Below are 5,378 nucleotides of genomic sequence, written 5' to 3'. Positions count from 1 at the left end.
CGCATCGACGCCGCGATCGCCCGCCTCACCCCCTGACGCCGACGCGGCGCGAACCTGCACCGCGTCGACGCCGAGGCGGCGCCAACCTGCACCGGTCGACGCCGAGGCGGCGCCAACCTGCAGCGCGTCGACGCCGAGGCGGCGCGAATCTGCGGGTGCGCTGCAGGTACGCGCCGCTTCGGCGACCCCGGACTGCAGGTTCGCGCCGCTTCGGCGAGTCAGCGAACGACGTCGACGTGCACGTGGTCGCGGTGCTCGAGGATCTTCCGGTCACCCGGTGTCTCGCCGGGGTCGTAGTCGCGCCATCCGTTCTCGCTGAGGTCCCCGGCGGTCCAGATCCGGTCATCGAAGATGACGTGGGCGATGCCGAGACGGTTCGCCTGGGCGACGAGGTAGGAGGCGATCGCCCACCCGCGGCGCTTGTTGCCCGCGTTGACCGGGCGCACGAAGACGTCGATCGCGCGTCCCTCGTAGTGCGCGGAGCCCTCCATGTGGCCGCTGCTCACACCGCCGGCCTGGAAGCCGCCGAGGGCGAGATCGCCGAAGACGTTCTCGAGCTCCTCGCGGACCACCGCAGCGAGAGCCGTGAGCCCCGCTGCGTCCAGGTCGACGGAGTTCTCCGCACCGTCATGCCGGACCACACACGTGAACGCCTGCTTCGACCAGCCGGTCAGCGCCGACGCGAGCGCCCGACCGTCCTCCGCGTGGTCCTCGTAGGCCTCGGGGAAGGCCGAACGCTGGACCCTCTGCGCCGCCTCGGTGATCCGCATCTTCTCGTAGCCGTCGATCTTGACGAGGGCGTCGTAGAACTTGTTGGTCGAGTAGACCGGGTCGAGGATCTGCTCCTCGGTGCCCCATCCCTGCGAGGGCCGCTGCTGGAAGAGCCCGAGCGAGTCGCGGTCGCCGTGCTCGATGTTGACGATCTTCGACTCCTGGTACGCCGTGGCCAGCGCGATGCTCACCGCACGCGCCGGGAGTCCACGTCGTACGCCGATGGCGGCGATGAGCGCCGCGTTCTCGGCCTGCTCCGTGTCGAGGGAGACCGTGTGGCCCTCGACGACCGCGGTGCAGCCCTCGGGGTCGGCGAGGGGCCCGGCGCCGCGGATGACCGCGACGCCGACCCCGCCCGCACCTGCGAGCAGGGCGAGGGTGACGACAGCACTACGGACGCGCACGTCTCTCCCTCGCCCGATCAGTCGCGGTCAGTCGTTGGCGTGAAGTGCGGCGTTGAGGGCGATGCCCTCGCCCTTCCACGCGACGGCTTCGAGGGCACCCGAGACCGAGTTGCGCCGGAAGAGGACGTTCGACGCCCCCGACAGCGACCCGGCCTTGACGACCGAGCCGTCGGCCAAGGTCACCTTGGAGCCGGCGGTGATGTAGGTGCCGGCCTCGACCACGCAGTCGTCGCCGAGCGAGATGCCGAGGCCCGAGTTGGCACCGAGCAGGCAGCGCTTGCCCACGGAGATGACCTGCTTGCCGCCGCCGGAGAGCGTGCCCATGATCGAGGCACCGCCGCCGACGTCGGAGCCGTCGCCCACGACGACACCTGCGGAGATGCGGCCCTCGACCATCGAGGTGCCGAGCGTGCCGGCGTTGAAGTTCACGAAGCCCTCGTGCATGACCGTGGTGCCGGAGGCGAGGTGGGCGCCGAGGCGGACGCGGTCCGCGTCGGCGATGCGTACGCCGGACGGCACGACGTAGTCGACCATGCGCGGGAACTTGTCGACGCCGTAGACGGCGACCGGACGACCGGCGGCCTTGAGGCGTGCGCGGGTGAGCTCGAAGCCCTCGACCGCACAGGGACCCTGCGAGGTCCACACGACGTTGGCGAGGAGGCCGAAGACGCCGTCGAGGCTCTGGCCGTGCGGCTGGACCAGGCGGGTCGAGAGCAGGTGGAGCCGGAGCCAGGCGTCGGCGGCGTCGAGGGGCGCCGCGGAGAGGTCGGCGATCTCGACCGTGACCACCTTGCGGGTCACGCCTCGGGCACCGTCAGCGACCGCAAGGTCGGCCAGCGCGGCGAACTCCGCCGACGCCTCGGCATCGGCCGGCTTCGTGCCGAGGGCGGGTGCCGGGAACCAGACATCGAGGACGGTGTCGTCGGCAGCAAGGGTCGCGAGGCCGTGGGCCCAGGCAGAGGTCGCGGGGAGGTTGTCAGTCACGTGGGTGGATTCTACGGGGCGGCCAGGATCGCCAGCTGCCGTGACTGGGCGATGAGCCGGCCCTGCTCGTCCCAGAGCTCGACGTCCTCGTCGGCGTAGCCGTCGATGACGTGGCGGGTCACCACGTGGCCCAGTGCCCACGTCGTCTCCGGGCGGCGGCGGAAGTGCACGGTGAGCTGGATCGTGGCTGAGGCGAGGTGCCCGATCTCGGCGGTCACCGGCGGGAAGGCGTCGCACATGGCGCCGGCAAGCATGGCGTCGACGGGCCGCTCGTCGCTGGTCCGGATCCAGCACAGCGACTCGGCGATCCCGCTCGGCGAGCCCTCGAGCCAGCCGGGGATCGACGCCGCGCGGTAGGTGTAGCGGTCGAGGATCGGGATCATGCCCCCGGGGATGACCGTGGTCAGGTCCGCGCAAGCCCCGGGGGAGGGCATGGCAGGTGCCGCGTGCGGGGTGTGGCTGACGGAGCCGGCCTTGTCCCAGTCGTGCGTCGAGATGACCGCGTGCGCTACCTCCTTGCCGCCCTGCACCAGCAACGCGTCGTACGTCGAGACGCGCCGTCCGGCGCGGACCTCCCGGACGCGGATCTCGCCCTCGCCGGCCGTGGCCGGCCGGAAGTAGGTGACGGCGACGCTGAGCGGGTCGGGATCGGTCGCGTCCTGCATCACGGCGTTGACGAGGAGAGCCAGCACGTAGCCGCCGTTGGGGGTGCGGTTGGCGGTGTGCCAGTCCTCGGTGATCCCCACGCGGTGGACACCGTCTCCCAGTGGGGTGGTCGCAACGGCCTGATCGAGGGCGAACGTGCTCATTCCGGCATCGTGCCCCGTCGCGGTCGGGCACGCCATGTGGGCGTTGTCACGGCGCCCGCCGGGACGCGGCCGGCATCCGCTCACTGCCCGGTGCGGCCGTCGATACACTCCCGCAGCAGGTCAGCATGGCCGCAGTGCCTGGCGTACTCCTCGATCATGTGCACCAGCACGTCGCGCGCCGACACCTTCTCCTCGCCCCGCACGTACTCGAGCCCCATGGCGTCGTCGTCCTGGGCGTCGAGCCACGTGTCGGCGAGCGCGATCTGCTGGTGCCAGCGGGCGAGTGCCTCGTCGACACATTCCTCGGTGCCGACCGCCTGGGTGAACTCCACGTCCGGGTCGTCGGGGTCGGTGAACGGCCGTTCCTCGGCGACCTTGCCCTGGAAGACGCGCTGGAACCACGCGTGCTCGACGTACGCCATGTGCCGGACCAGGCCGAGCAGGCTGAGGGTGCTGGGCGGCACCGCCCGGCGGGCAAGCTGCTCGGGGGAGAGCCCGTCGCACTGACGACGGAGGGTGGCCCGGTAATGGCCCAAGTAGTCGCGATAGTTGGTCAGCTCGCCGGTCGTCACCATGCAGGCAGCCAACCGTGCGCACGGTGGTGTGGCAATCGGGTTTCCCACGCGCGGTCGGCGGGCCGTATCCTGTGCAGCAAGGCGTCTGAGCCGTCATCAGCGGCGAGCCTCCGGAAGAACGGTCCGTCTCGCTTCATGAACCTTCATCAAGCGGCAGGGGCTCACTAGAACCGGACGGGTGGCCCGTCACAGCCAGAACGAAGCGGTCGGAGCCGCGGGGAGTCGAATCCCCGCTACACCGGCAAGCGAGGTGGTACCGCGGCAGATGTCGTCCTCGTGGAGAAGATCCCGAGTTGACGACGTACCGCCCCCAGGAGCCGCAGATGACCTACCCCAAGGTCAGCCACACCGACACTTCCGTCGTGCCCGCGAGCCCGCGCTTCCCCTCCATCGAGGAGGCCGTGCTGGCCTACTGGGAGAAGGACGGCACCTTCCAGGCCTCCATCGACCAGCGCCCGACCCGCGCGGACGGCGGCGACGAGTTCGTCTTCTACGACGGTCCGCCGTTCGCCAACGGCCTGCCGCACTACGGTCACCTGCTGACGGGCTACGTCAAGGACCTGATCCCGCGCTACCAGACGATGCGCGGCAAGCGCGTCGAGCGCCGCTTCGGCTGGGACACCCACGGCCTGCCCGCCGAGCTCGAGGCGATGCGCCAGCTCGGTCTCAAGACCACCGACGAGATCCACGAGCTCGGCATCGAGAAGTTCAACGACGCCTGCCGCGCCTCCGTCCTCAAGTACGCCGACGAGTGGCAGCGCTACGTCACCCGCCAGGCGCGCTGGGTCGACTTCGACAACGACTACCGCACCATGAACCCCGAGTTCATGGAGTCGGTCATCTGGGCCTTCAAGGAGCTCCACACCAAGGGCCTCGTCTACGAGGGCTTCCGGATCCTTCCCTACTGCTGGAACGACGAGACGCCGCTCTCCAACCACGAGCTGCGCATGGACGACGACGTCTACAAGATGCGCCAGGACCCGGCGCTGACCGTGGGCTTCAAGCTCGCCGACTCCGACGACTCCGACGACCTGCTCAATGGCGCCAACGTCCTGATCTGGACCACCACCCCGTGGACGCTGCCGTCCAACATGGGCGTGGCCGTCGGCCCGGACGTCACCTACGCGCTGGTCGAGTCCACCGGTGCCGTCGAGGGCCGGTTCCTGCTCGCCGAGGGCCGTGTCGCGGCGTACAAGAAGGAGCTCGGCGAGGAGCCGACCGTCCTCGCGACGTACACCGGCGCCGAGCTCGCCGGCCGCCGCTACCTGCCGCCGTTCGACTACTACGCCGGTGCCGACAACGCCCACCAGGTGCTGGCCGCCGACTTCGTGACGACCGAGGACGGCACGGGTGTCGTCCACCTGGCGCCCGGCTTCGGTGAGGACGACAAGGCCGTCCTCGACGCCGCCGGCGTCGAGACCGTCGTGCCGGTCGGCAAGGACGGCCGCTTCACGTTCCCCGTCGCTGCCTACGAGGGCATGCAGGTCTTCGACGCGAACCTGCAGATCATCGACCACCTCAAGAACGCCACCCGTGGCGATGGCGAGACGGCCGCCGTCACCCCGGGCACCGTGCTGCTGCGCCGCGAGACCTACGACCACAGCTATCCGCACTGCTGGCGCTGCCGGCAGCCGCTGCTCTACATGGCGGTCTCGTCGTGGTTCGTAGAGGTGACGAAGTTCAAGGACCGGATGCTCGCGCACAACGAGCAGATCCGCTGGACCCCCGACCACATCCAGCACGGCCAGTTCGGCAAGTGGCTGGAGAACGCCCGCGACTGGTCGATCACCCGCAACCGCTTCTGGGGCTCGCCGGTGCCGGTGTGGAAGTCCGAC

General features: G+C 70.2%; 5 protein-coding genes. 1 reads left to right on the top strand and 4 read right to left on the bottom strand.

Annotated features, from left to right (window positions below):
• Positions 1 to 218: 218 nt before the first annotated feature.
• From VLF38_RS10135 to VLF38_RS10120, 4 genes are all read right to left on the bottom strand, one after another.
• On the bottom strand, positions 219 to 1,175 hold the full coding sequence (locus tag VLF38_RS10135; RefSeq protein ID WP_414689382.1) for a hypothetical protein: 957 nt from the start codon (positions 1,173 to 1,175) through the stop codon (positions 219 to 221).
• Positions 1,176 to 1,202: 27 nt separating this feature from the next.
• The gene (dapD, locus tag VLF38_RS10130) at positions 1,203 to 2,159 is read right to left on the bottom strand and encodes a 2,3,4,5-tetrahydropyridine-2,6-dicarboxylate N-succinyltransferase (protein WP_325271141.1); all 957 of its coding nucleotides are present in this window, start codon (positions 2,157 to 2,159) and stop codon (positions 1,203 to 1,205) included.
• Positions 2,160 to 2,170: 11 nt separating this feature from the next.
• Positions 2,171 to 2,968: a thioesterase family protein gene (locus VLF38_RS10125; protein ID WP_325271140.1), complete on the bottom strand. Its 798-nt coding sequence runs from the start codon at positions 2,966 to 2,968 to the stop codon at positions 2,171 to 2,173.
• A gap of 80 nt (positions 2,969 to 3,048) precedes the next feature.
• Positions 3,049 to 3,543 (bottom strand): DinB family protein, encoded by a 495-nt coding sequence (locus tag VLF38_RS10120; protein WP_325271139.1) that lies wholly within the window; start codon positions 3,541 to 3,543, stop codon positions 3,049 to 3,051.
• 323 nt (positions 3,544 to 3,866) lie between these two features.
• Between VLF38_RS10120 and VLF38_RS10115 the strand changes: the two genes are divergently transcribed.
• Positions 3,867 to 5,378 (top strand): class I tRNA ligase family protein (locus VLF38_RS10115; protein ID WP_325271138.1); only part of this gene is annotated, 1,512 nt, incomplete at its 3' end.

Origin of the sequence: Nocardioides sp., from assembly GCF_035481145.1 — a bacterium.
In the GTDB taxonomy this organism is placed as follows: Bacteria; Actinomycetota; Actinomycetes; order Propionibacteriales; family Nocardioidaceae; genus Nocardioides.
The sequence above is the reverse complement of the archived record's forward strand: the minus strand, read 5'-3'. Positions and strand labels throughout refer to the sequence as shown.

Coding starts and splice junctions, on each gene's coding strand:
- VLF38_RS10125 (WP_325271140.1), bottom strand. CDS start 2,968: ATGAGCACGTTCGCCCTCGATCAGGCCGTTGCGACCACCCCACTGGGA.
- VLF38_RS10120 (WP_325271139.1), bottom strand. CDS start 3,543: ATGGTGACGACCGGCGAGCTGACCAACTATCGCGACTACTTGGGCCAT.